This is a genomic window from Sulfolobus sp. E5-1-F (genome assembly GCF_009601705.1).
Classification (GTDB): Archaea; Thermoproteota; Thermoprotei_A; order Sulfolobales; family Sulfolobaceae; genus Saccharolobus.
In genome coordinates this window covers 68,397-92,274 of record NZ_CP045687.1, presented here as the reverse complement: position 1 = coordinate 92,274, position 23,878 = coordinate 68,397, and the positions used below count along the sequence as shown (strand labels likewise).

Sequence of the window (23,878 nt, the reverse complement as noted above, 5' to 3'; positions counted from 1 at the left end):
GTACCACTAAATTACTGGTACCACTAATTTAAAGATTTAATGAAAGTACACTCATCCCTTCGTAGATAATATTTGCAGCTAACATCGTAGTGATTTCGCTTACATCGTATGGCGGAGCAACTTCTACAACATCAAATCCAACTAGTTTATCAAATCTCAACTTTCTAATAATTTCTATAATTTCGAAGCTTGTTAAGCCACCCACTTCTGGAGTACCAGTTCCTGGAGCAAATGCCGGATCTACAACATCTATATCTATGGAAACGTGTGTAGGGCCAGACAAGGAATTTATTTCCCTTATCACAGCGTCTAAATTATACTTTAAGTCTCTTATTGTAAAACTTTTCACTCCTAATCTCTCCTTATCCTTAAGATCTTCCTTCGAGAATGTAGAGGCTCTAATTCCCCCTTGTATTGCTTCTTTGATTAAGCCTTCCTCAATTGCTCTCCTCAACCATGTTCCATGTGTATGTTTCTTACCCCAATAGGAATCCCAGAAGTCATAATGTGAATCTAAGTGTACAATGTTTATTTTCCCATACTTCTTATATAAAGCCCTTAAAACAGGTAATGTAATTGAGTGATCTCCACCAGCTATAAATGGCACTAAGTTTTTTGATGATATTATTTCGTAAAGATTGGTTTGTATTATGTTCATTGTATCTTCAATATACCCTGGAATAATGTTTATATCGCCCATGTCACAAGCGTTAAGCTTATCAAAAGGATAAGTGTCTAGGAATTGATTATAAGGTCGTAATAATCTAGATCCTTGTCTTATTCCCATTGGTCCAAATCTAGCTCCGGGCCTATAAGTTACGGCATCATCGAAAGGTATTCCCAAAAATGCAGCCTTTATTTCCTCGTCTTTTCCACAAATTGGCAATCTACCAAAGGTGGAAATTTGCGTAAAACGTGGAGATTTTAAAGCATCTAATTGTCTCATAGTAATATCTAGCCTTTTGATATTATTAATTTAGCGTTACAAGGTAATCGTTCTTATGCATAATATTATCCAACTACTATACCTAATCATGAAGACTAATCTTTTTGTATCTCGTCTTTCAGAAAATTGACCGAAATATATGACATTAATATCATAGATGAGGAGATATAATTAAAATTAATTTAGTATAATATATAGTTATAATTATTTGACTAAGTAATTCTTTCCCTATTACTCACTAACCTTTTAGCGGTACCAAATATTTCAATCAGCATATCCATTGTTAGTCTTCCAGTCTTCATGTTCCTTGGGCTAGGATGATAGCTCCCTATTAACCAGATTATTGACATATCTGGCTTTGAAACCTTTACTAGTGCCCCGTGATAGAACTTGACGTTAGGAACATTATATCCAATTTTCTTAAAAACGTAAATGATCGAATCCCATGCTATCTTACCCAATGCAATATAAACTTTTGCGTTATCTAACATCCTTACTTCCTCTTCTAAGAATGTTGAACAGTTAATTATCTCATCCTTATTAGGCTTATTGTGTGGCGGTGCGCATTTCACTGCCGAAGTAATGTAAACGCGAAATAATCGTAGTCCATCATCCTTGGAGATGGAAAATGGCTGATTTGCAAGTCCAACTGCGTATAAAGCATTGGTAAGATTATTTGAGCTCTCATCTCCGGTGAACATTCTCCCGGTTCTATTTCCTCCATTCGCTGCTGGCGCTAAGCCTACTATTACTATTTCAGCGTTAATTTCGCCATTTGGAGGAACAGGCTTTTTCCAATAATTGTCGGGAAATAAGTTTCTATATTGTGTAAGCCTAGGACATTTAGTGCATGAAATTAACCTAGATATAAAGCTCTCCACTAATCTCATTTGTAACAAAAGAATTTTAAGCTTGCATTTACAAATTTGAGGTAGTATACTTAGTTATTGTTTTCTTTAGAAAATTAACAATAATCAGATTATTATTATCATCAACTACCTCACATTCACCAACATCCTTATTACACTTTATCCAATAGTTCTCAATCTTTATACCATTTCGTTTAATGTCACCTATCGCAGTTTTAAATTCTGTATCTTTTCTAACAGTTTCCAGTTTAAATCCAAAGATCTCTGGTTTCTCTATGAGATATTTTAGGTCAGAGATTGAAACTCCCATTATAAATAGAAACTAAATAAGAAAATATAAGCTCTATTCAATCTAAGAAAAGAGATTCGTCAATGTTATATATGTAAATATCGTCGCTGATTTTCAACACTCTTATATTATCATCATCACTTATTGGTATTTCGTATGTTATATTGCTATTTCCCTTTTCATTAAATCTTATCGAATTTCCATTTACTTCTCCACAATAAATCTTTCTTTCATCATTGCAGATTGTTATAAATATGAATTTTTCATTTTTACAAACATTTAGAAAGGATTTACATTCTCTTTTGTCTTTAACCAATGTCTTCAGTATTATTGAATATTCCATAACTAATCCCTTTTAGTATAGTTTAAAAAGCATTATCCCTAATAATACTAAAAATACTAAGATAGAATCGTTATTATAACACACAGTTATTTTAATCTTGTGTATTATAGTTTAAATGTTTAATAGATATTTTCTTAATAAATGTTTAAAGTCACTTATGTCAGTATATAGTGAGATGAAGCTAATTGTTTCTTGTATGGATAGGAGATTGAATTACTATTTGAAGAAAAGATATCCAGATGCGATAGTCATTAGAAATGCTGGAGCTAATGTTAATTCACTTTTGATAACGTTAGATAAATACAAGGATAGAGTTGATGAGGTAATTTTGCTACCTCATACCGATTGTGGGGCAATGAAGGTTGTTTACTTTTCCTTAAAAGATGGAAAGAAAATAACATCACTTATTGAGGAGAAACTGGTGAGACAATTTAGCTCAAAGAAATTTGATTCCCTTTCAGAACTGGAAATCTTGAACATGGAAATTCAAAAGGAAAATCTAAAAAGAATGTTTGGAGATAAAGTAAGGGCTGAGTTAATAGATGTAAATAAGATAGAAATACCGTCTTCTAATGACCCCTACATGGTCTATATAAGTAAACCCTCCCAAATAGGTGAGCTGAGTTCAAATATTTACCATATTTCGGCTGAAGATAAGGAAATTTGGGACAGTTTAGATATAGCAGTCTATGCTATGAAGATAAATAAAATTATAACTCCAGACGAGAAAATAGCTGAAAAGATCAGAACTATCTACCCTTCGGTTGTAGTCTCTATCGCTTCTTTCTAATATAGTTAAAGGATTCAATTACTACTGAAGCGGGCTCCTTAAACTGTGATAACGACAAGTGAAAATCATCTATAAGTGAAGCAGAGTAGAGAATTGCTTCAATTACAGCTTCTCTGGGTATGCTTAGCTCTTCAGTCACTTGCGAAATTTCCTTCCCCTCATATAGTTTAGTTAGAACATCTATCACTTTCACATTGGAATTTTTTATTATAGGATTATATTTATTATCACCATCTCCCTTGTCTATGAAATTATAGCTAGTAGGTCCCAATTTTTTCTTTAATCTTTTTGGAACTTTAGGCTTTATTTTGTTATAGTATTTCAAAATTTTCATTACGTCAATAGCATATTTTATACACTCTTGAATTTGTTTGAAGTTTATTTGATTGTAAAACGCCTTTGAAACCTCATCAAATGTTTTATCTTTTGCAAGTTCGTAGAGTACATTTTCTGGCCTGATTAAAGTTCCAGCTATAAATGGTCTCCCAAAATGAATATCCTTATACACAACGATGTAGTTATAACCGGGGAGATCCACATAGAATATTTTTCTTTCTTATTTATTAAGATTATACATTATAGTGTAGAATATAATCTTAGAAATTCCTCGGTATGTTTTATAGCTTTATAGTAGTCATCTATCTTAATATTTTCATTAGACGCATGCGCATTTGAGTAATACCCCCCAGCACCTATTGCGCTAACTGCATCTTTTATCCCCAACTTATAAACAAATAGCCCCATGGGTTGCGTCCCAGCAGAGTTAGGAATAACTTGTGGTTCAGTTCCATATACTCTTTTAGCGGATTCAATCATTGCCTTGACTACTGGAGAATTAACTGACGTCCTAACAGGATATTCGAAGCCGTGAGTAATTATTTCTCCATTAAAGCCAACCTTTTGTAGGTGTTTCTTTAACAACTCGAAAATTTTGTAAGGATCTTGGTTAGGGACTAGCCTAAAATCTAATTTCGCAAAGGCTCTATGCGGTACAATCGTTTTACTACCCTTCCCAGTATATCCGCACTCGAATCCATCCACATTACAAGTTGGGTAAGTTAGTAATGCCTCGGCAATCTTATTTCTATCAGAATACCTTAATTCTTTAAACCCTAACGCATTTCTTAGCTCCTCTACATCTATATCGTACTTCCTTATTAACTCTCTTTCTTCTTCAGTTAACTCTCTCACGTCATCATAAAACCCTTCAATTAATACTCTTCCTTCCATATCCACTAACGTAGATATTATCCTGGATAGATCAACGCACGGATTTCTAACTATTGGTGCATTTGAAGAGTGTAAATCTTTAGTTCCATAATCAAGAATTAGTTCAACATATAATAACCCTTTTACTCCTAGCACTATTTGTGGCCTTCCTTTAGGGTCTAAGCCAGCACCCTCCATTATTACTGAATCTGCCTTTAGTTTATTTGTATTCTTTTCGATATACTCTTCTAAATTTACACTGCCGATTTCTTCTTCTCCCTCATAAAGTAATTTCACGTTAACGTTTAATTCGTTCTTATCTAATAAGTGTTTAATAGCAAATAGCCTCGCCATTAATGTTCCTTTATTGTCAGAGGCTCCTCTAGCGTAAATTCTGCCATTTTCAATTGTCGCTGAAAAAGGCGCTCTTTTCCACTCACTTATTGGATCCACTGGTTGGACATCATAATGGTTGTAAACTAGTAGTGTTTTTTTGGCATTAACGTTAATTTCAGCATATACTACCGGATGACCTTTAGTCCTCTCAATATTCGCTTTTACGCCTAATAATTTCTCTATGGTTTCTTTGAGATAGTTTGCCGTTTCCTCTATTCCTTCTCCAGTTGCGGATATGGAGGGTTTCTTTAAGAATTCAATTAAAGTATAAAGTTCCTCATCCACTAAAATATAGTGTATTCTACCTTTTTAAGTATGTTGGTTAGAATTTTAAAAATGTTAGTCATAAAGTTTTTATTATTATATTTATTGGCAAATATCTAACTTTATAAACCAGTCCTACTATTTTATTATATGGTTCTAAGAACTGGTGATGAGTACGTTAATGCAATTAAACATAGGAATAAGGTTGAAATTTACGTTATGGGAAAGGAAGTAAAAGACGTAACTGAGCATCCTTTCTTGAAGCCTTCAGTGCTAGCATTCAAAGCAACTTATGATGCTGCTCATGACGAGGATAGTAAATCTCTAGCAAGAGCATGGAGTTCCTTTATTAATGAAGAAGTAAATAGATTTACCCATATTCATAGATCTCCAGAGGATTTGGCAGCTAAGGTTAAACTTCTGAGAAAGATAAGTCACAAAACTGGAGCTTGCTTCCAAAGATGCGTAGGATGGGACGCGTTAAATACAATATACGTCACATCTAAGCTAATGGCGGAAAAAGGGAAAAAGGAGTACTATGAGAGATTTGTGGAATATCTGAAATATGTTCAAAAGAATGATATAGCACTGGCTGGAGCAATGACTGATGTTAAGGGTATAAGAACGTTAAGACCCCATGAGCAACCTCACGCTTATCTAAGAGTTACTCAAGTTACTAAAGACGGTATTTATGTTTCTGGTGCTAAGGCTAATATAACCGGAATAGCAGCTGCTGAGGAGATTGTGGTAATGCCAACTAGAGCGATGAGTGAAAAAGATAAGGATTTCGCGGTAGCTTTTTCTATTCCATTAGATACTGAGGGAATCAAAGTTATAATTGGAAGGCAAGTTAATGATGGGAGAAGGTTAGAAGAAGGGGAGATAGATGGATTACCCTATCGTACTAATCATGAGGGTTTAGTAATATTTGACAACGTGTTCGTTCCAATGGAAAGAGTGTTTATGCTAGGAGATTGGCAGATGAGCGGAATCTTAGTTGAAATTTTCAGCTCTTATCACAGGCAAGGTTATGGAGGTTGTAAGTCCGGATTAGGAGATGTGATAATTGGCGCAGCGTATAATTTAGCTAAACAAATCGGAGTTGAAAAAGCTCCACATATTCAGAATAAGCTAAATGAAATGGTTCTGTTAAACGAGAACATGTACGGAAGTGGCATTGCAGCCAGTCTCGATGCAGTTAAATTATGTGAAGATGGGTGCTGGTGGGTGAATCCGATGTTTGCAAACGTCACTAAGCAACTAGTCACGAGATTTCCTTACGAGATTACTAAGCTCTCAACCGATATCGCAGGAGGTATAATAGGCACTGCTCCTAGTGAGTGGGATTTAAAGAATCCTAAACTTAAACCATACATTGAAAAATATCTACAAGGTATAATGGACTACACTACGGAAGATAGACTAAGAATGGTAAGATTATTGGAGAATATAGGCTTTAGCGTTGCGTTTCTTATCGAGTCGGTTCATGGAGCAGGTAGTCCAGAAGCTCAGAGAATTGCCATAAATAGGATTTACGATTACGAGTATGCTGAGAAGATTGCTAGATACTTATCACAAATAGAGAAGAGTATTGAGTTTAAGGAAAGTGCAGAGCCTTGGAGAAGGACAGATACGGAAAAGCTAGCTAATAATGGAGGTCAAAAATAGATAACTTAAAAGTCGTTTTATACTATGTTAATGTACGCATACATAAGGTCTCTTTCAGTAACAATCCCTATCAATTTTTGATTTTCCATAACTGGTAATGTTCCTATTCTCTTTTCTATCATCAATTTAGCTGCATTTAATATACTGTAATATCTGTTTATAGTTATTGGGTTTTTAGTTCCTGCATCCAAGACTTTTCCTATATATTTATTTTTAGCTAGATATTTAATTATATCGGCTGCAGTAATTATACCAATAAGTTTATTATCTCTGCCAAATACTGGCAATCGCCTTACGTTATTCATTGCCATCAGTTTTGCAGCATCTAATATTGTGTTTTCCTCGCCTATAGATATTATGTTACATGACATCACGGAATCCACTAACCCAGAGAATACTGAGGATGCTATTAGTTTCAATACTTCTCTTTCAGTAAAAATACCTACGATAGTGTTATTATCAACTACTGGAATTCCTCCAATATTGTTCATTAGCATTATTCTAACTACATCATTGACGTCATCGTTAGGTGAGACAGTAACTAAATCCTTGCTCATTATATCCTTAACCTTTAAATCGTATATATTTGTTCCATACTCACTAAAAGAAGCAACAACATCCCTAGTAGAAACTATTCCAATAGGCTTTTCGTCCTTTAAAACAACAATTCTACCAGACGGATTATTTGAAAGTATATCAATTGCCTCCTTTAATGACGATTCTGGGAAAATAGTTATTACAATAGGATAAGCTATATCAATCACTTTCATATGTAATATATTGTCATGATAGTTAAAAAACTTTCAAATAACGATTCTTGTACTTTTCCCAATCTTTTCCATATTTCTCAACAACTCCCTATAATCACTTACGAAGTTAAAATTGTGTAATTTCATGTTTGCCTCATAGTATCCTTCTTTATCCTTAGCTTTGATTATCAATCTATCGTTCCTATAACTTAGATAATAATAGTATGAACTTGAGGATAATGTAATTTCATTATCTCCGTATCGCGAAATCGGATTTTCAGCTAAAATAATAGATCTTATTTCAAAAAGCGTTTTCGATAATATTAGTTCTACGAAACCTTCAATATCCTCCTTTTCGGAAACGAATATTGCTAAGGAACTAGTAACTGAAAGGAACGGGTCATTCCTCAACGCGTAATCTAAATTTTCGAATAAATGAATGCTATTCAAACCATCTAATGGAAAGTTCCATAATTCCTCATAGCTAGCCATATAAGGTTTTCCATTCACTATAGCCTTGATTTTGAAATTATAGGACGAACATACAACATTTACTGGAACTCTTTTTCTGTCATCAAGGCAGTACATCTTTAATCATAGTATTTATTATTCACTTCCACCCTTAATAATGATTATAATCTAGTTACCTTCTTCAGATAATGAGTTATATAGTTGTTTAACCTTTTATTAGTTATGAAACCGCTTGGGTTCATATCAAATCAGATAACATCAGCACTGATTGATTTATCCTCGATAGTTTGGTTTCCAACTCCTAAATTCGATTCACCATCACTGTTCACTAAGTTGTTAGATGAAGATGGTGGAGAGTTTTCCATTTTACCAGAAGGACAAGAAATAATAGGTGTTAACCAAGAATACGCTTATCCATTAGTATTAACGACTAATATACGCACTAAAGAAGGTGAAATAAATATCACAGATCTCATACCGCTAGGTGAAACAGTAATTATAAGAAAGGTTGAATCTGAAATTCCCTTTAAGGTTGTGTTTAAACCTAGATTCTACTATTCCCTATATAAACCCATTATCGATGGTAGTAGATTTGTAAACCCAAGGGGAAGGGATTGTATAGCGTTTCTTTACGACTTTTCAGGGGAGGTAAAAAGATTCGGAAATTACGTTTGGGAATTTAGTAATGGGAAAGGGTATCTAATAGCTAACTATGCCTCTGACGTTAAACATGGTATTTTCAGCGAAAGAGGTAAAGCATTAAATGCAATATATGAAAGATCGTTTGAAAAAACAATAAACTATTGGAAAAGTATTGATGTAAGAGATGTTAGAGCATTTAATTATCTTTATAAGACATCCATATACGCAATGTTAGGCTCTATTTATGCACCTTCTGGTGGAGTCATTGCAGCACCTACTACATCTTTACCAGAAGTTGAAGGTGGTAAGAGAAATTGGGATTATAGATTTGCGTGGGTAAGAGATTCTTCGATTATAGCTGAAGCCTTGTTAGAAGCTGGATACGTTGTAGAAGCTAGAAGGATAATAAACTTCTTACTTTCACTTATAAATTTTTCATCAAAGCCATTTTACTATCCCCTATATACGATAGAAGGTACTATCCCCCCACCTGAAAGACAATTAAGATGGTTATCAGGCTACAAGGACTCTAAACCAGTAAGAATAGGAAATGGTGCCTCTTCCCAGATTCAATTGGACATTGAAGGATTTTTCATTTCGACACTTTATAAGTATATAAAGATCACCAATGATCAAGTGTTTCTTAAAGATGTTTTTAGTAAAGTGAAGTACATTGGGGATTGGATAGCTGAGAACTGGAGCTTAAAAGATTCGGGAATTTGGGAGGATAGGGGAAGTCCTCAACACTATACTCACTCTAAAATTATGATGTGGATAGCACTAGACAGAATAGGAAAACTAGCAAGTCTGATTGGATATGGGGATATTTGGTCTAAAGAGAGGGAAAGGCTTAGAAACTGGATATTAACAAACTGTGTAAGGAACAATTATTTTATTAGATACTGTGGGGACACTGATGACGTAGATTCATCGATACTATCAGCACCATTATATGGGTTCATTGAAGTCAATGATGATATATTTATTAATACTCTGACGAAAATCGAAAATGATCTAAGAACCGATGTATTTGTGAAAAGGTATAAGACTGATTTCATGGGAGAAGCGAAACATCCCTTTTTGTTGACCACGGTCTGGCTTGCTAGAGTTTATATAAGAATGGGAAAAATAGAAAAGGCTTTAGAAATATTGGATAAGATTAGTAAAGTTTCAGGAAAACTGCATTTAGTTGGTGAACATATAGACGTAGAAAAAGAAGAGTTTACAGGTAACTTTCCTCAGATTTTCGTTCATGCTCAGTTGGTAATTGCAATAAAGGAGCTTAACGATAAGTTAACTGATAAAAATATTATATAGATAAGAGAGTTAGATTAAATTAGTGATAAGACCGGAGTTATGCATAAGGTGTAGAGGGGCAAAGTACCTTTGCGGTCTTTCATACTGTCCAGTTATAGTCAGTACTAAGACTGTGAGAATAAATTTCAAGGAGGTATATGGTTCTTCTCCACCAGCAGTATTTGTAGGCAGGTTTAGTTACCCCAAAATTACAGTTTATCCCTCTACTCCGCCAATTTTGGGAGATACGAGTAAATTTGAAAATCCCAAATATTGGCTTAATGCTGACCTAACTGAGTTCCTATCTATGAGGCTTTCCTTAGTTAGAGGAGGTGTAAAATACCATAGGGATGCTGCAAGATTACCAGATAGGTTTTTACTAGATATTCAGAGCATAGCAATATCGTCGAGACCAGTGGAATTGGATTTAAGGCTAAAAAGAGTACCTTTTGGAGGTATTTTGGATGAGAGTTTACCGCCATTAGGCCCTTCAGCGCCATTGGAAAAGCTCGAAATAGGTACATTACCGCCTCCATTATCAGTAGTGGAGAAGGTCTATAGTGATAATGATATGAAGGCAAAAGATGGTATAATGAAATTGTATAATGCAGGGGTTGATGTGGAAAAAATATCTAGGATATTAAGCGTTGGAGGAATCGGGAAAGAAAGAAAATTAGTACCCACAAGATGGAGTATAACAGCAGTAGATAAAGCTATATCAGATACTCTAATTGAGAGTATAAAGCGTTATGAAACGATAGATAAGGTGGAAGTTTATTTTAGAAAACATAATAAGAATCTTTTCATTGCAATTCTTCTCCCTAGAAAGTGGAGTTTTGAATGGGGAGAAGCTTGGTATCCTGGAAGTACTTGGAATAAATTTGGCAATTATGTTGATATAGAAGTTGATAGCGAAAGATATCACGGAAGATCAGATTATCCAGAAATAGGGGGTTGTTATTATGCTTCTAGATTAGGCGTAGCAGAATTTTTGGCAAGTAGAAAAAGACAAGCAACTGCAATATTATGGAGGGAAATATATGAAGGATTTAACTTACCTGTAGGTGTCTGGTTTGTTAGGGAAAACGTTAGGGAAATGTTTAAAGGCAAACCAATAGTATTCGATAACATAAATATAGCTTTAGACTTCGTCAAGAGCTTATTAAGGTCAGATTTGAAGGAGTGGTTAAGGAAGTCATTACTCTCCTTTAATACCATTGATAAGTGGTTATAATGATAGTAAAGTCCATTAAAGTAAAATCTGCTTTGAGCAAATCTGGATTGAGAGAATTAGACTATAGTTTAAATCCTTATTTAGGTTGTGTATATTCTTGTCCCTATTGCTATGCCCCTAATTTTACTCCAAATAAGGAGGCTTCAGAAAATTGGGGGAAGGTAGTAATAATTAAGGAGAATTTGCTTGAGGTTTTAATGAAAGAAGTGAAAATCTATAAGAAAGGAGTAGTCGGAATATCTACGATAACTGATGCTTATCAACCAATAGAGGCTTTAAGAAAACTCACTAGGGAAAGCCTAAAGGTGCTGTTAAAAAATGGTTTCAGAGTTTCAATTCAGACCAAGTCACCTTTAGTTTTAAGAGATATTGACGTACTCTTAGAATACAAGGACAGAGTAGATGTTGGATTTACAGTTACTAGTTTAAATAATAGGTTAGAACCCAATGCACCTCCAGCTAGAGCCAGATTACGAGCCTTAAAGAAACTCAGCGATGAAGGGCTAGAAACGTGGATTTTCTTAGGGCCTATTATTCAAGGCATAAATGATATGGAGATAGAGGATATAATTCGTGAAATTTCAAATATTAAGGTAAGGGTAATTTTTGATAATTTCCACTACTATAAGGGGTTAAAATTTAAGGAAGGTTCTACATGGTGGTGGGTTAGTTTGAAAAATAGAATATTGGAGAATTGTAAGAGATACGATATAGAATGCCATGAAGAAAGTGAGGATTGGATTTATGAAAAAAGAAAATATTATAAAACTTTCTAGCCTTAGATTCCAGCTACTTCTCTTAATGTTTTGAATATTTGATTGAAATCTGCCTCAGAAAGTTTAACAAATACTCCATAATTTCCCATTACGCATACTGCATACTCTCCAGCAGCTACTGCCCACCCTAAGAATGGAGTCCATTTCATTCCAGAAATTTTTGTGAAAGACTCTGCTTCCACAGTTCCCATTAAAGTGTTAGCTGCTGCCATCTTTGCTACCATCTCAGCAATCTCTCTTGTTAATGGTCCCTTATATTCCACAAGTTTCCCATCAGGAGTATATTGTCCAGCAGCTATCGCTCCTTTTAATTGCATTAGTTTATCGAGTTTTTCGCTCATTTTTTGCACCTCTACTAAATATTAGATTTATCATTTTTAATAAATTTTATGATTAAACATAATAAAAAATATAACAAGTAAAATTTTAATCTTGTCTACTTTACTTTAAAAGCTAAGCAAATAATGTGCAAAAATATCAAAATAGTACTTTATAGATTTTATCGTAGTCTGAATAGTTTCTTATAGTCAAGGAAGTATCCATAAACGTTTTTCAAGTACCTTGAGAGAGCCTTTACACCAAGGTGGGAACCGAGCTCATACTTCAAGATGTGGAGGAAGTTCACGACTAGTCCAACAAGCTTCATGTATCCGAGGATCTTGACTACGCTCTTGAACGAACTGCTCCTAAGGCCTAGGACCTTCAAATCCCTTATCACAGTTTCAACATCCCACCTATTCTCCCAAGTCGTTATTACCTCCTCAGAGGTCATGGTTAGGTCGGTCGTGAAGAAGTACCTCCTCCCGCAACCTTTATAATTATTAACTACAATTAATTTAATAGGAACGCCGAGGTACGTGACGGAGAACTCTCCCTCGGGGAACTCGGCGACCGGCACGGATCTACCTCCCTCGGTAACCCGCGCGCTCGCCTTAAGTTCCGAAACAACACCGGGCAGAAGAGTTCTCCTGTTCACGTACCACGAATCGAACGCTATTGAACTAACGTTAAGCCTCCTCCTCACTTTCTCTATCAGCTCAATTGCGATTTCGATCTTCGTTCTGAACTGGACTGGCTTCCCTTCTTGTTTCAAGATATTCACGACTTTTTGTGGTAGGTAGATCTCGAGGTGGATCAAGTAGACCTCGTTGGTTTCCAAGTCCCTTATTGTGGCTACAAGGATTTGGTGTGCTGGGATGTAGGTTTTATCCTTCCTGGAGTAGAAGAATTGGGTCATGTGAGCTGAGACCCACGCGGCTTCAGCGTAGTATTTCTCGTTTAGTGTGTCGTCTATTGAGAGCTGGACCTTGTGTTCCCCTACTAATTCCTTCACTACTTCGATTAGATCGACCTTAGCGACCTCCTCTAACTTCCTCAAGGCGTATTCGTAGTCAATTCCAGCCGTGGTGCACTTGGCCCTCATTGATCCATCCTCGATCAGAGATGCACCCAGTAACTTCACTAGGGATTTACTGCCTAGCGTCTTCTTCACTTTCTCTAGGTACTTCCTTACCTTTGCAAATCCCCTGTTGAAGAGACTCGTTATTTTCATTGTTTAGTCTTGGTATTATCATCCTAAAAAGTTTTTAAGGTATTTCAAATTGACGTCATTTTCAGGAAACTACTAATCAAAAATTTAGCGTCGATAGAAAGTCGTAAGGCTTAAATATCAGATTATTTTTAAGAAAAATTAATAAAAATTTATCCTTCCTCTAGATATCTGAATATCCATGACGCAGTCAAAAGCATTATTCCCGCTATTATAAAATCTATCCCATAGCTAATATAGTGTGTTATATAACCAGACAAAAGCGATCCCACAAATAGTGATATCCCTACTACTGTACTGTAAACTCCGAGTCCAGTTCCTTGTCTTCTTTCCCCAACAATTTTGAATATCAAAGTAGTAGAAGAGGAGTAAAATATGGCATAGGCAATTCCAGCTGCTAATGGATAGAATATTAATCCAGATATTAATATTGGTATACCTAAAAATAATTGGGCAAATATGCCAAGTATTATATAAGACATTCCTCTTAATATAAGTGAAATGTGAGCTAATACTTTCTCATCCTTATTCTCAAGAAGCGTTGATGATATTCTAAATCCTAAAATTTGAAATACCATACCAACGCTTATTACAGCCAATACCTCAGATTTATTTAACCCCTTAACGTACAATCCTGCAGGATAAACTGTATTGAATATTCCACTACTTATGTAAAATAATACTATTCCTAAGTAAAGTAACGGGATATAGTTAATAGGTTTTCTAAATAATCTAGCCATCGAGAACATTTTAAAATGATGAATATTAGGTAAATGAAGGAACATCATTGGCAAATGTCTCATTCTAGTTAAAAATGATTCCTTATGGTGTATAATAGCTGCCCTTTCAAACGTAATTATAGGGTTTGGAAGTATTTTTATACTAGCAATTAGCGTAACCAGTACTGAAAATCCCAATATTTCCTCAATTTGGTCAATTCTTAAGAGAATTACAAGAAAAGTCGAAACGATCAATCCTAGTAAAACACCTATAGAGGAGAACAAAGAAAATCTTGAAAACAAGGATCCCCAGTGTTTTTTCTCTGCTGACTCCATTACGAGTAAATTGAACGGTGTTGTTGACGCAGTGCTCATAAATGTAATTAATGTGTAATTTAAGGTAATCAATGTGACATTACGCATGAAAGGCATCATAATAAGTGGTATTGAAACTCCAGCGAAGCTTATCAATATTTGTTTCTTTCTATCCATTCTGTCCGCCATAAATCCCCATATTATTGAAGCTGGAATTAGAACAGCGTTGCTTAGAGATATCGCATATGCTACGTCGATTGCATTTCCACCAAGCGAAAGTATCTGTAATGTTATCAACGTTGACAATGGTCCCGTCGAAGCGTTATAGGGTATTACCAGATACATCCATCTCGTATCCTTATACTTAATCATTACTTCTTTTAGCCATAATGTAATGTTTAAAAGTTTTATTGTAAAGTTTAACGAGAAGAATATCCTTATATAAGTTTAAATTTTTTAAATTGAAGATAGATTAAGACGACTTAGATAGAAAATAAATTTAATCCCGGTCCTAATGTGAAAGTGTATGAAAATAAAAAAAGGAGATACGGAAGCTGAAATTTTAACAAAAGGTGCATATCTTAATGCATTCAGAATAGGAAACAAAGATATGATATTAAAGGGTGATCTGGAGAGACCAACAAGGGGTGGCATGGCAATTCTAATACCATTTGCAAATAGGGTGAAAAATGCAGAGTATGTATTTGAGGGAGTAAAATACACTTTGCCTCAAAACAAAGAGGGAAATGCGATTCATGGATTAGTCATGGATAAGGAATTTAGTGTGGTAACCAAGAGCGATGATAGTGTTACCCTGGAGTATGTTTTAGAACATGAAGGATATCCTTCTAAACTGGAGTGTCTAGTAACTTATAAGGTTTTCAAATATGGTCTTAGGGCAAAAATAATTGTAAAAAATGTTGGAAATAAAAGGGCTCCATTAACAGTTGGTGCACATCCCTACTTTATTACAGCTGACGATTGGAGGATAGTGGTGGAAAAAGAAGAAAGTGTTAAGAAGTGTATAAGTTTCAATAAGATTCCTACTGGCGAATTGATAAAAACTAAACTTGAGCATACTGATTACGATGATTGTTTCTTGATAAGTGGAGGTATTCAGTTGCATTCCTCATATTCGAAAGTGAAAATTACAAGAAGGAATATGCCATTTGTTCAGATATATACTGGCGTAAGAGGCTCAGTCGCCATAGAGCCCATGAGTGGTGCTCCAGACGCATACCACAATGGCTTAGGGCTCAAAATATTGGAGCCGAATGAAAGCTCATATTTTGTGTTTGCATTTCGATTCTATTAGATGTACTCATACATAGGTAATCTTCTATATAAATCAATAAGGTTTATATTTTAAAATTATATATATCATTTATGCCTTATTCAGAAGAAATAGAAGTGAAAGGTAATAGATCTCAGTTACTGTCATTCTTCTTAGACCCAGTGAGGTTTACTGGAATATTGGGTCATCTCATGATAGTAAATATATTTGATAAGAACGAAAATAAATTCGTAACTATGGGTAATCTAAGAAATCCAGAAAATAAGTTTAAGGTCCTATATGTAATTGGAGATCCTGAATCAAGAGTGACAACGTTTTCGGGTACAATGGAAGGACCATTACTTACATTTAATACCATTACATATAAGGGAGAGGGAGATAATGGAAAATTAACGTGGAAGATAGATCTTATCTTAACGGAATTAGGTAAGCTAACAAAAATAAAAGTAGCTGCTGATGTAAAGCAAAGTTACGGTTTTTTTGATAGACTAAGAGTGGGAGATTTTGACTTTGCGACACATTTAGTAAAAGAACATATAATACCATTTGTTAGATTTTATTTCAAACCTTCTATATCGGAAGAAGCTCCAACTATTAATGAGGTATTTAGATTTAGAGGAAGTGTTGAAGAGGTTATATTAAAATTAAGAGAAGTTATGGCAAATATTAAACAAGGAGGTATAATTATTCTTGGAGAAGATTACAATATAATAACATCTATCGTCAATGGAGAGATTTCCCATGCACAAATAAATAACATGGATGTGGCTGGTAATGAGATTTTCGCATATTTACTGAAGGTAAGCGGAAATGTAGAACTGATCGCCTATGATATTTCTTTAGATGATTTAATATTTAAGAACTTAAAAAAGAGGCTGGAAGAAGTAAAGGCTAGATCATGATCCTTTTTGTGAAACTATGCAAGATGCAAATTTACTTATTAATCTAGGTGCAATTTGTTCAGAGATCAAATATACCTCATAGTCTTTTTTCTTTAGCTAAGTATTCGATATTAACTTCAGAGTAAATTAATATGTCAAATCCTCGTTTACTAATAATATAAATCTCGTCATTATCAACGGTGTCTGTAGGTATTATATTTCCTATCTCCTTTATCATTTCAATTTCGTAGGTACCTGTTCTATCAACTACTCTAAACGTTTTAGAATAGTTTGAACTAGATATCAATATATAAATATCTTTACTGAATCCCTCTTTAGCTAGAGTTTCATACGCTCTCAGAATGTCGAGTAGTATATTCCCAGGGACATTCCAATCCGATGCAGTTATCCGTGAGCTCATCTTTTGAGGTGATAACGGATGATCCTTTAGCAACAATTGATTTTCCATTTTAGCAAAAGATTTACCAGCAATTATGGCTATCCTTCTTGAATCATCCTTTTGACCTAGATAAAATTTAACTTGAGAGCTAATTAGTGGAACTTCATAGAGTGATGTACTTTTGCTCTGAACTATTTCGCCCGAATTTTCTTTTATTTCTGAAAAAGATACAGTAGTGGATCCATATTTTATAATATTCCCTATGTTTCTTACTACTCTATTTAACATAATTCCCTCGGTCATCCAGCTCACTATAGGATCATTACGATTCTCACTGGAAGTGGTCTGAACTAAAGGAAAATCTTTATTTTCTCCTATTAGCTTCGACGCTTCTTCCCATCCCTTTTTAAAATAGCTGAAATCCTCCGGAGAAACTTGATATAGTAATCTTAGGAATTCCCCGAAATGTGTCATCTCCTCTTTAGTTATATCCTCGTGTACTTTTCTTAACTTATCGTCATCTATATATTTATTTTGTTGCAAATAAAAGTTTATAGCATCGATTTCCGCAGCTATCGCGTTCCTTATAGCTCTAACTGCTTCCTCTTTGTCGAATTTTTCCTTTCTGGTTAAGGTAGATGGATCATTAGAGAACAAAGACTAAGCATTAATCATATTGTAAATATCATACATAAAAATTGTAATGACTTCTGCCTTTCTCTTTTATCGGACTAAGCTCCCTTCATCCTATAGGGCAAGGCTTTCTGTCTCATTCTTTGTAAACGTTTGATATTGATCGAAGAGGATCTTCATTCTCTCTTCTAGTAGAAATACGTCACCATTTAATATTTTTACAACTTCTAATGTAGGAATATTTAGTGTATATATACCATTAATACTAACATCGACATTGGTTATTAAGAATCTTCCCCTAACCTTGTATATTTTCTTTTCATGTTCAACTTCCTCAACTTTACTTAACAATTTCAATTCTTCATCATTATGTAATCTTCCGTCGTTTGAGAATACTACATCTCCTAAGAATACTTGAGTATCTACAATGAAGAACAAGCCTACTACTAAACTCTTTCCATCAATTTCAATTCTCTTTCCTCTTGGATGAACGTAACTAATGCCAAACTCTTTACTTATATTATTTAATAACTCTCTAACTTTCTTTTCAAATTCCTTAGCGTCATCTTCTGGATTCCTTAAACTTGTGTACTTTTTCAATTCATTTCTAATACAATTCAAGTCCTTTTTCTCACAAATTTTCTCGACCTTATCCATTTCATTTCGTATGAATTGTAATATTGAACTTACATTCGTTATCTCCTTACTACTCCATAATGTAATAATTATGGGTAAAATATCCTCTGCCAGATCCTTACAATAAGCCTCGACAATTTCCTTTATGTCCTCAGTAGTTAATGCATCGTCAAGGGGAATTCTACTCTCCTCAATTCTCCTTCTTATTGCTAGGTCAGAAATCTTACTATAAACTTCAGTTGGCATCGCTATAACTATTGGTATTTCAAGCCCTGCATTGATTAATCTATGTATCAAGCTTAAGTGATACTCTCTTATTTCATCAACTAGTAATACTGGCCTACCCAAACTCTTCATATCTCTTAATGCGTTTATCATTCCATCAAAATTTCTTTCGTAGTTAATACAATAAATCCTTAAGAAGGGATTATCGTATTTATTACATACCTTCAGTAGCCAATCCTCAAATTTAACTCCAGTTATTTTTTTCCAAAACGAATAGCCAAATTTACTCTTTGTCTTTTGTAATTCTGGTAAGACTTTTTCCCTTAATTCAAATTGATTAATTTTAGTCCAGAATTCCTCATCTATACTTTGCTTATTAGCTAAGTCTAGGTAAATTGTTAGATTATTACTTTTAGTTATTTCCTCTATTTTCTTAAGCAATGTAGTCTTTCCCATACCCGGCTGTCCAACAACTGACGCTACTTCGTTATTTCTCACCGCATCTAGAGCCTTTTCTAAGTATTTCTTATAAGTTGGACCTACCAATATAACACTTTTAGAAGACCATGTTGTTACAGTTACCCTTGGTATTTCACAAACCATGTTATCTCCTCCTCTTAATTATTCCGTAAGTAACGCCTTTTCTCGTAAATCCCTCATCACCTCCAGCTATTAAATCGTAGTTTTCCTCTATATATTTTCTAAATTTTGAGTAAAACTCTTCTTTGGAAAATCCGAGTTCTATCCTTATTCTCTCCAAAGGTGCATATCCTAAGGAATCCTTTATCCTATCATAAGCTTCATCAAAATCCTTATATGAGAGGCTCTTAGATTCGATTAATTTCTGTAATAGATCGAGCACTCTATGAATCTCATCCCTTATTATTTTCAACTCCTCTGCTATATTTAAACTATCTATTGGTTCAAAAGTAGTCTTACCCTTATCTTCAACCCTTCTTATTTTTCCCTCCTTTTCTAATTCCTCTAATACTTGTGTAATGCTTTCGTCCTTAAATTTTCTCTTAATCTTAGATAGTGAAACGGGCTTCTGTGAACTTTTATATTCATTGAGAATAAGAGTAAAAACGTCATCCTTACTGATCATGGTAATGGTTTTAGTTCCAAAAGATTCATAAGACTTACAGCCCTTAATACTAGATTCAAACTCTAAATAAGGAATCACATTAGTTGTTATATTAGGGACTTTGTTGCATCGTTTAGCGTGTGACGATATTTGAAATTTATATGAAAATATGACATAAAAACAAAATAAATAATAGATATTAAGGAAAGTATAAAGTGAATTTACAAAAGGATCAAAGGATTTATTATAGCAATTAATTTAGATGACGAATTTAATTTACTTACGTCGCAGGAGTATCATTAAAATTTTCTCTTCTTATCCAATAAGATATTTTCTTATAAATATTTTTATATCCTTAACTTTCCTTAGAGATTTTAAACTTGCTACAATACTGTCGACTTTCATGCTATCCTTTTTTCCTATACTTATACTTTCAGCTTCACTTATACCTAACTGAGTTAGATAGTATAGTTTATTCTTTTTTATGAGTAGACCTCTCTTTGATAAGCTATGCAAACGAGAATCTATCCTCGGACTATATATGAAGTATCTTTTATTCCATTTGATTGAGAAAATTGGATTTTGTAAGTTATAATGTCTAGATAAATAGTCGTAGAGTAAAAATGAAAGCACGAAAAGTCTAGTTTTGTCAATTCCTTCACCGTATTTGTATATTGTAAATAACGTCAGCGAATCAACAGTCATGTGATAAATTATCTCTTGTTCTCTGCATAGCTTTTCTGCTTCACTTTCCACTAACAACTTTAAGATGTAATAAAGAGAAGTCCAAGATCCATATACTTCAATCTCATCTAAAGCCTCTTTCAATAGTTGTTGTAATCTGTTCATCAAGCTAACCTCTCTTCTAGTTCTACTATGGCCATTACTAAACCTGCATGGGGAAATGCTTGAGGAAAGTTTCCCCTAGGTTCACAAGTATTCTGATCTAAGTGTTCAGCTAGTAATAATGATGATGTAGAACAACTTATTAGTTTCTCAATTACTTTTTTCGCTTTATCTATTTCTCCTAACTTGATATAAACCCTAATTAACCATGTTGATACTAAGGTAAAAGGATGCTTAACACTTCCCATAAAGTCATCCTTGTATCTTAACAACAAACCACTTGAAATCATCAAATCTTTCTCAATTTTCTCAAGCGTCTTTAAAAATCTAGGATCTTTAGCATCTATAAAGCCGTATAATGGTAAAGTAAGTAATGCAGAATCTACTGAATCGCTTCCATAATACCTCGTAAAGTAACCTAATTTTTCCGAATATCCATTACTTAGGATATCCTTTCTGATTTCTTCAGCTACACTAATCCACTCATCAGCCTCGTTTACATATCCTAATTCCCTTGCGAGTTTACTGGCTCTATCAAGTGCTACCCAATTCATAACCTTAGTATGTGTGAAATGTTCCTCTACTCCTCTTTGTTCCCACAAATCCGTACTTTTCCATCTCCAACTCTTCTTAGTCCATTCGGCTATTGCTTCTACAGCCCACCATATTTCGTTAACGTATCTCGAATCCTTGCTGGCATTATAATATTCATATAATGCATTCATATACGCACCTTCAACGTCCATTTGTATTTGCATATAAGCAGCATTTCCAACTCTAACTGGTGACGATTTCTTGTGACCTTTAAGCCAATCTAGAATTTCCTCTGCTGGTGGCGCAGTTCCATCTATTGTATAAAGTGGATGATCAAAACTCTTAGATGAGGGATCTACCATTGCAGTTAGAAAGCTTATTATATCCCTGGCCTTTACTAATAATCCTGCCTTTATTAGTGCCTCAGCGGAATATGAAGCATCTCTAATCCATACATATCTATAGTCCCAATTTCTTGATTCACCAATTACTTCTGGAAGAGAAGTAGTTGGAGCTGCTATGATTCCTCCGGATGGCTCATAAATTAAGCCAAGAAGTACCAATAACGACCTATAATACGCATCCTTATATATGTTAACCTTTCTGGCACTCTCCAGTTTTCTTCTCCAATATTTTATAGCCTTATCTAGGGCTTCATATGGCTCTGAATATACAAAGCCCTTATTACTGAAAAGGCCATATCGTAAGTCCTTAGAGTAAAGTAAGTATATATAACCTTTACCTTTCTTCAAAACGAACTCAGTATCATCGAGAGATACATATTCACCTCCTATTAATATTTCTATACCTTCTTTAGATTTAGGATTTCTAAATATCAGTCCCCTTTTAGCTTTGATTATAGCTGGTGCTATAAGGCCATATTCAAAAAACGGCTTTATATCTACTTTTAAATCTATTTCACTCTCATATATTCGTATAATACCCGATAACGATAAGGGCAAGAAGTCTAGTATTTTGGCCTTACCTTTCTCAGTTTTGAATATAGTTCTTAAGATCAACGTATTTTCAATGTAATCCTCATCGATTATCTCGTATTTTTCATCTACCGGCTTTATACTGAAATATCCTCCTCGCTCTTCATCTAAAACTTTTGTGAAAATTGATGAAGAATCAAATCTAGGTAATGGTAACCATTCAACACTACCGTCTTTTACTAAAGCTGACGTAATGCCATTGGAAAGAAATTCGTAATATCTTATCACACGAGTAGTAGAGAGTTTTCCCTAAAAAATTTTAGTCCCAAGTGTCTAATAGTTGGATGTCTTACAGCAAATAGTAGCAAAATTTTCATGAATTACATGCAGTATTAAAAACGATGAGCACAGAATTCACCTATACCCTGTAGGTAAGGCTTTCGGCCGTAACATTAAGCTTCTAGTGGACTCTCATTAAATTTAGAAAAAATAGTAGGTATAGATTTTGTATATTAATTAGCCCTTATTTCAAGATAAACATATATGAATAAATGTGAATAGAGAATAGTATGTTTAGCGTTGCTATTAATACCCAAACACCCCCAATAAGATTTACATTAACGTATAGAGATTTATTGGAGAAGTATGGTTACTTGGAGCTTCCAATAGACCTTAGTTTACTGAGTAATGAGGATTACCACATCTCAGTTGGAGGTGTTGCGAAAATGATGTTGAGTCTCATAAATGCTAATGCCTTCTCGAAATCTAGATGGGTCTCATTAGGACCAGGATATCCTCCATCAGTAAAAATGAGTGGTACTGAAGTTCATTTCGTAGATTTAGAAGCTAAATCTTTAGCGAATTATACTAGATTTAAAGAGGGTCTATATAATGAAGCTCACGGATTAGGTAAATACGAACTTGTAGGAGAAGAGTATATAGCTTATGCTAACTATAATTGGCTTTCAGCTCAGAAATTATTGGAATTTTACAAAGATACTGATATCTATTTTATAAATGACTTTCAACAGTTATTAGTAGGAGGAATAATTGGGCCTTCTGCTCCAGCAGTTCTATGGTACCATATACCTTTTGTTCCAGAAAATCTAAGTAAAAAATTAAGGGAATTTCTGATTAAAGCATTTGAGAGTTTCGATTTGGTAATCTTAAGTACAAAAAGGGATCTGGAAGGACTAGTAAGAACCGGAGCTGAAGTCAAAGTTAAACAGATTTACCCATTTATAGATCCTTCCGCCTATAAGACGGCTGGGAAAAAAGAGATCCAATACGTAGAGGATAAATATGGATTAAAGAGTGATGATAAAGTAGTTTTAGTTGTTGCGAGAATGGATCCAATGAAAAGCCAAGATTTAGCTATATCCGCAATAAAGAATGTGGACGCTAAGTTAGTACTAGCTGGAGATGGTAGTTTTACTAGTAGGACCCTAGGGCATGATAAGGGAAGCATGTGGGTAAGTAAATTAAAGGAATTAGCGAAAAGCTTAGGAGTAGAAAACAAGGTTATATTTACCGGATATGTGCCAGATGAAGAATTATTTACACTTTATCAAAGGTCTAACGTGGTTCTTTTACCTTCTAGAATAGAGGGATTTGGCCTAGCAGTATGTGAAGGATGGGTTTATGGAAAACCTGCAGTCGTAAGTAGTGGTGCTGGAGTTAGTGAACTTATTATAGAAGGAGGTAACGGTTTCGTATTTAAATCAGGAAATGTTGAGGAATTAGCTGAGAAACTTAAGTTAGCATTAAAGGATGAGAAGGTTGGATCACTAGGACAAGAAACTGTTAAGAAGTGCTCGGTAGGTAATGCTTTAAATGAATTGAGAGAAGCATTTGAACTAGCGTCAGAAGAATATAAGAAGTAGTG

The 23,878-nt window shown here is 34.4% G+C and carries 23 protein-coding genes and 1 pseudogene; 8 read left to right on the top strand and 16 right to left on the bottom strand.

All coding sequences use genetic code 11. The features are described 5' to 3' along the window. Positions 1–28 precede the first annotated feature (28 nt). The 4 genes from speB to GFS03_RS00440 all read right to left on the bottom strand — a co-directional run bounded on the left by speB (position 29) and on the right by GFS03_RS00440 (position 2,447). Positions 29–946, bottom strand: coding sequence for an agmatinase (speB, locus tag GFS03_RS00455; protein WP_153421999.1), 918 nt, complete (start codon positions 944–946; stop codon positions 29–31). A 212-nt stretch (positions 947–1,158) separates the two neighbouring features. Then, a complete protein-coding gene (locus GFS03_RS00450) occupies positions 1,159–1,827 on the bottom strand; it encodes a uracil-DNA glycosylase (RefSeq protein ID WP_153421998.1) in 669 nt (222 codons plus the stop codon). 37 nt (positions 1,828–1,864) lie between these two features. Beyond that, positions 1,865–2,125 carry a hypothetical protein gene (locus GFS03_RS00445; protein WP_153421997.1) on the bottom strand — a complete coding sequence of 87 codons (261 nt, stop codon included), beginning with the start codon at positions 2,123–2,125 and terminating at the stop codon, positions 1,865–1,867. A gap of 37 nt (positions 2,126–2,162) precedes the next feature. Further along, entirely contained in the window at positions 2,163–2,447 is a 285-nt protein-coding gene (locus GFS03_RS00440; protein ID WP_153421996.1) for a hypothetical protein, read from the bottom strand. Positions 2,448–2,604: 157 nt separating this feature from the next. On the opposite strand from GFS03_RS00440, the gene GFS03_RS00435 reads away from it, so the two are divergent. Further along, positions 2,605–3,237, top strand: coding sequence for a carbonic anhydrase (locus GFS03_RS00435; protein ID WP_153421995.1), 633 nt, complete (start codon positions 2,605–2,607; stop codon positions 3,235–3,237). Here the strand turns inward: GFS03_RS00435 and GFS03_RS00430 are convergent. After that, a complete protein-coding gene (locus GFS03_RS00430) occupies positions 3,221–3,775 on the bottom strand; it encodes a DUF433 domain-containing protein (RefSeq protein ID WP_153421994.1) in 555 nt (184 codons plus the stop codon). The two genes, GFS03_RS00435 and GFS03_RS00430, sit on opposite strands and share 17 nt — an antisense overlap. Before the next feature lie 38 nt (positions 3,776–3,813). Further along, positions 3,814–5,127 (bottom strand): M20/M25/M40 family metallo-hydrolase, encoded by a 1,314-nt coding sequence (locus GFS03_RS00425; protein WP_153421993.1) that lies wholly within the window; start codon positions 5,125–5,127, stop codon positions 3,814–3,816. A gap of 129 nt (positions 5,128–5,256) precedes the next feature. Here GFS03_RS00425 and GFS03_RS00420 point away from each other — a divergent pair, with 129 nt between their 5' ends. Next, complete coding sequence (locus tag GFS03_RS00420) at positions 5,257–6,774, top strand: 4-hydroxyphenylacetate 3-hydroxylase family protein (RefSeq protein ID WP_153421992.1); 1,518 nt, start codon at positions 5,257–5,259, stop codon at positions 6,772–6,774. Between the two features lie 17 nt (positions 6,775–6,791). On the opposite strand, the gene GFS03_RS00415 is transcribed toward GFS03_RS00420, so the two are convergent. Together GFS03_RS00415 and GFS03_RS00410 are read right to left on the bottom strand one after the other, a co-directional pair. Then, the gene (locus GFS03_RS00415) at positions 6,792–7,544 is read right to left on the bottom strand and encodes a CBS domain-containing protein (RefSeq protein WP_153421991.1); all 753 of its coding nucleotides are present in this window, start codon (positions 7,542–7,544) and stop codon (positions 6,792–6,794) included. Between the two features lie 33 nt (positions 7,545–7,577). Then, a complete protein-coding gene (locus GFS03_RS00410; protein WP_153421990.1) occupies positions 7,578–8,111 on the bottom strand; it encodes a hypothetical protein in 534 nt (177 codons plus the stop codon). 105 nt (positions 8,112–8,216) lie between these two features. Here GFS03_RS00410 and treH1 point away from each other — a divergent pair, with 105 nt between their 5' ends. From treH1 to GFS03_RS00395, 3 genes are read left to right on the top strand one after another with little or no spacing between them, the layout of a single operon-like run. Further along, entirely contained in the window at positions 8,217–9,953 is a 1,737-nt protein-coding gene (treH1, locus tag GFS03_RS00405) for an alpha,alpha-trehalase TreH1 (RefSeq protein ID WP_153421989.1), read from the top strand. Between the two features lie 22 nt (positions 9,954–9,975). Continuing rightward, positions 9,976–11,166, top strand: a complete 1,191-nt coding sequence (locus GFS03_RS00400) for an Nre family DNA repair protein (RefSeq protein WP_153421988.1) — start codon at positions 9,976–9,978, stop codon at positions 11,164–11,166. Further along, positions 11,166–11,942 carry an SPL family radical SAM protein gene (locus GFS03_RS00395; protein WP_153421987.1) on the top strand — a complete coding sequence of 259 codons (777 nt, stop codon included), beginning with the start codon at positions 11,166–11,168 and terminating at the stop codon, positions 11,940–11,942. The genes GFS03_RS00400 and GFS03_RS00395 overlap by 1 nt, the downstream gene beginning before the upstream one ends. Before the next feature lie 2 nt (positions 11,943–11,944). Here the strand turns inward: GFS03_RS00395 and GFS03_RS00390 are convergent, their stop codons facing one another. The 3 genes from GFS03_RS00390 to GFS03_RS00380 all read right to left on the bottom strand — a co-directional run bounded on the left by GFS03_RS00390 (position 11,945) and on the right by GFS03_RS00380 (position 14,897). After that, entirely contained in the window at positions 11,945–12,283 is a 339-nt protein-coding gene (locus GFS03_RS00390; RefSeq protein ID WP_153421986.1) for a DUF2173 family protein, read from the bottom strand. 158 nt (positions 12,284–12,441) lie between these two features. Then, positions 12,442–13,494 carry an ISNCY family transposase gene (locus tag GFS03_RS00385; RefSeq protein WP_153421985.1) on the bottom strand — a complete coding sequence of 351 codons (1,053 nt, stop codon included), beginning with the start codon at positions 13,492–13,494 and terminating at the stop codon, positions 12,442–12,444. A 149-nt stretch (positions 13,495–13,643) separates the two neighbouring features. Further along, positions 13,644–14,897, bottom strand: a complete 1,254-nt coding sequence (locus GFS03_RS00380; protein WP_153421984.1) for an MFS transporter — start codon at positions 14,895–14,897, stop codon at positions 13,644–13,646. 154 nt (positions 14,898–15,051) lie between these two features. Between GFS03_RS00380 and GFS03_RS00375 the strand changes: the two genes are divergently transcribed. Beyond that, positions 15,052–15,840: an aldose 1-epimerase gene (locus GFS03_RS00375; protein WP_153421983.1), complete on the top strand. Its 789-nt coding sequence runs from the start codon at positions 15,052–15,054 to the stop codon at positions 15,838–15,840. 71 nt (positions 15,841–15,911) lie between these two features. Continuing rightward, complete coding sequence (locus GFS03_RS00370) at positions 15,912–16,721, top strand: hypothetical protein (RefSeq protein ID WP_153421982.1); 810 nt, start codon at positions 15,912–15,914, stop codon at positions 16,719–16,721. Here GFS03_RS00370 and GFS03_RS00365 read toward each other — a convergent pair. From GFS03_RS00365 to treH2, 5 genes and pseudogenes are all read right to left on the bottom strand, one after another. Next, positions 16,716–17,757, bottom strand: a pseudogene (locus GFS03_RS00365) (encapsulin). The gene GFS03_RS00370 and the pseudogene GFS03_RS00365 overlap by 6 nt on opposite strands. Positions 17,758–17,847: 90 nt before the next feature. Beyond that, positions 17,848–19,197 carry an ATP-binding protein gene (locus tag GFS03_RS00360; RefSeq protein WP_153421981.1) on the bottom strand — a complete coding sequence of 450 codons (1,350 nt, stop codon included), beginning with the start codon at positions 19,195–19,197 and terminating at the stop codon, positions 17,848–17,850. Between the two features lies 1 nt (position 19,198). After that, positions 19,199–19,699 carry a hypothetical protein gene (locus GFS03_RS00355; protein WP_153421980.1) on the bottom strand — a complete coding sequence of 167 codons (501 nt, stop codon included), beginning with the start codon at positions 19,697–19,699 and terminating at the stop codon, positions 19,199–19,201. Between the two features lie 294 nt (positions 19,700–19,993). Continuing rightward, positions 19,994–20,527 (bottom strand): hypothetical protein, encoded by a 534-nt coding sequence (locus GFS03_RS00350; protein ID WP_153421979.1) that lies wholly within the window; start codon positions 20,525–20,527, stop codon positions 19,994–19,996. Then, positions 20,527–22,281: an alpha,alpha-trehalase TreH2 gene (gene treH2, locus GFS03_RS00345; RefSeq protein ID WP_153421978.1), complete on the bottom strand. Its 1,755-nt coding sequence runs from the start codon at positions 22,279–22,281 to the stop codon at positions 20,527–20,529. The genes GFS03_RS00350 and treH2 overlap by 1 nt, the downstream gene beginning before the upstream one ends. Positions 22,282–22,562: 281 nt before the next feature. Between treH2 and GFS03_RS00340 the strand changes: the two genes are divergently transcribed. Continuing rightward, entirely contained in the window at positions 22,563–23,876 is a 1,314-nt protein-coding gene (locus tag GFS03_RS00340) for a glycosyltransferase family 4 protein (RefSeq protein WP_153421977.1), read from the top strand. Positions 23,877–23,878 lie beyond the last annotated feature (2 nt).

What these genes read in the sequence shown, in the direction of transcription:
- speB (WP_153421999.1), bottom strand. Translation starts at nt 946, where the DNA reads ATGAGACAATTAGATGCTTTAAAATCTCCACGTTTTACGCAAATTTCC.
- GFS03_RS00445 (WP_153421997.1), bottom strand. Translation starts at nt 2,125, where the DNA reads ATGGGAGTTTCAATCTCTGACCTAAAATATCTCATAGAGAAACCAGAG.
- GFS03_RS00440 (WP_153421996.1), bottom strand. Translation starts at nt 2,447, where the DNA reads ATGGAATATTCAATAATACTGAAGACATTGGTTAAAGACAAAAGAGAA.
- GFS03_RS00435 (WP_153421995.1), top strand. Translation starts at nt 2,605, where the DNA reads ATGTCAGTATATAGTGAGATGAAGCTAATTGTTTCTTGTATGGATAGG.
- GFS03_RS00420 (WP_153421992.1), top strand. Translation starts at nt 5,257, where the DNA reads ATGGTTCTAAGAACTGGTGATGAGTACGTTAATGCAATTAAACATAGG.
- GFS03_RS00415 (WP_153421991.1), bottom strand. Translation starts at nt 7,544, where the DNA reads ATGAAAGTGATTGATATAGCTTATCCTATTGTAATAACTATTTTCCCA.
- GFS03_RS00410 (WP_153421990.1), bottom strand. Translation starts at nt 8,111, where the DNA reads ATGTACTGCCTTGATGACAGAAAAAGAGTTCCAGTAAATGTTGTATGT.
- treH1 (WP_153421989.1), top strand. Translation starts at nt 8,217, where the DNA reads ATGAAACCGCTTGGGTTCATATCAAATCAGATAACATCAGCACTGATT.
- GFS03_RS00395 (WP_153421987.1), top strand. Translation starts at nt 11,166, where the DNA reads ATGATAGTAAAGTCCATTAAAGTAAAATCTGCTTTGAGCAAATCTGGA.
- GFS03_RS00390 (WP_153421986.1), bottom strand. Translation starts at nt 12,283, where the DNA reads ATGAGCGAAAAACTCGATAAACTAATGCAATTAAAAGGAGCGATAGCT.
- GFS03_RS00385 (WP_153421985.1), bottom strand. Translation starts at nt 13,494, where the DNA reads ATGAAAATAACGAGTCTCTTCAACAGGGGATTTGCAAAGGTAAGGAAG.
- GFS03_RS00380 (WP_153421984.1), bottom strand. Translation starts at nt 14,897, where the DNA reads ATGATTAAGTATAAGGATACGAGATGGATGTATCTGGTAATACCCTAT.
- GFS03_RS00375 (WP_153421983.1), top strand. Translation starts at nt 15,052, where the DNA reads ATGAAAATAAAAAAAGGAGATACGGAAGCTGAAATTTTAACAAAAGGT.
- GFS03_RS00370 (WP_153421982.1), top strand. Translation starts at nt 15,912, where the DNA reads ATGCCTTATTCAGAAGAAATAGAAGTGAAAGGTAATAGATCTCAGTTA.
- GFS03_RS00360 (WP_153421981.1), bottom strand. Translation starts at nt 19,197, where the DNA reads ATGGTTTGTGAAATACCAAGGGTAACTGTAACAACATGGTCTTCTAAA.
- GFS03_RS00355 (WP_153421980.1), bottom strand. Translation starts at nt 19,699, where the DNA reads ATGATCAGTAAGGATGACGTTTTTACTCTTATTCTCAATGAATATAAA.
- GFS03_RS00350 (WP_153421979.1), bottom strand. Translation starts at nt 20,527, where the DNA reads ATGAACAGATTACAACAACTATTGAAAGAGGCTTTAGATGAGATTGAA.
- GFS03_RS00340 (WP_153421977.1), top strand. Translation starts at nt 22,563, where the DNA reads ATGTTTAGCGTTGCTATTAATACCCAAACACCCCCAATAAGATTTACA.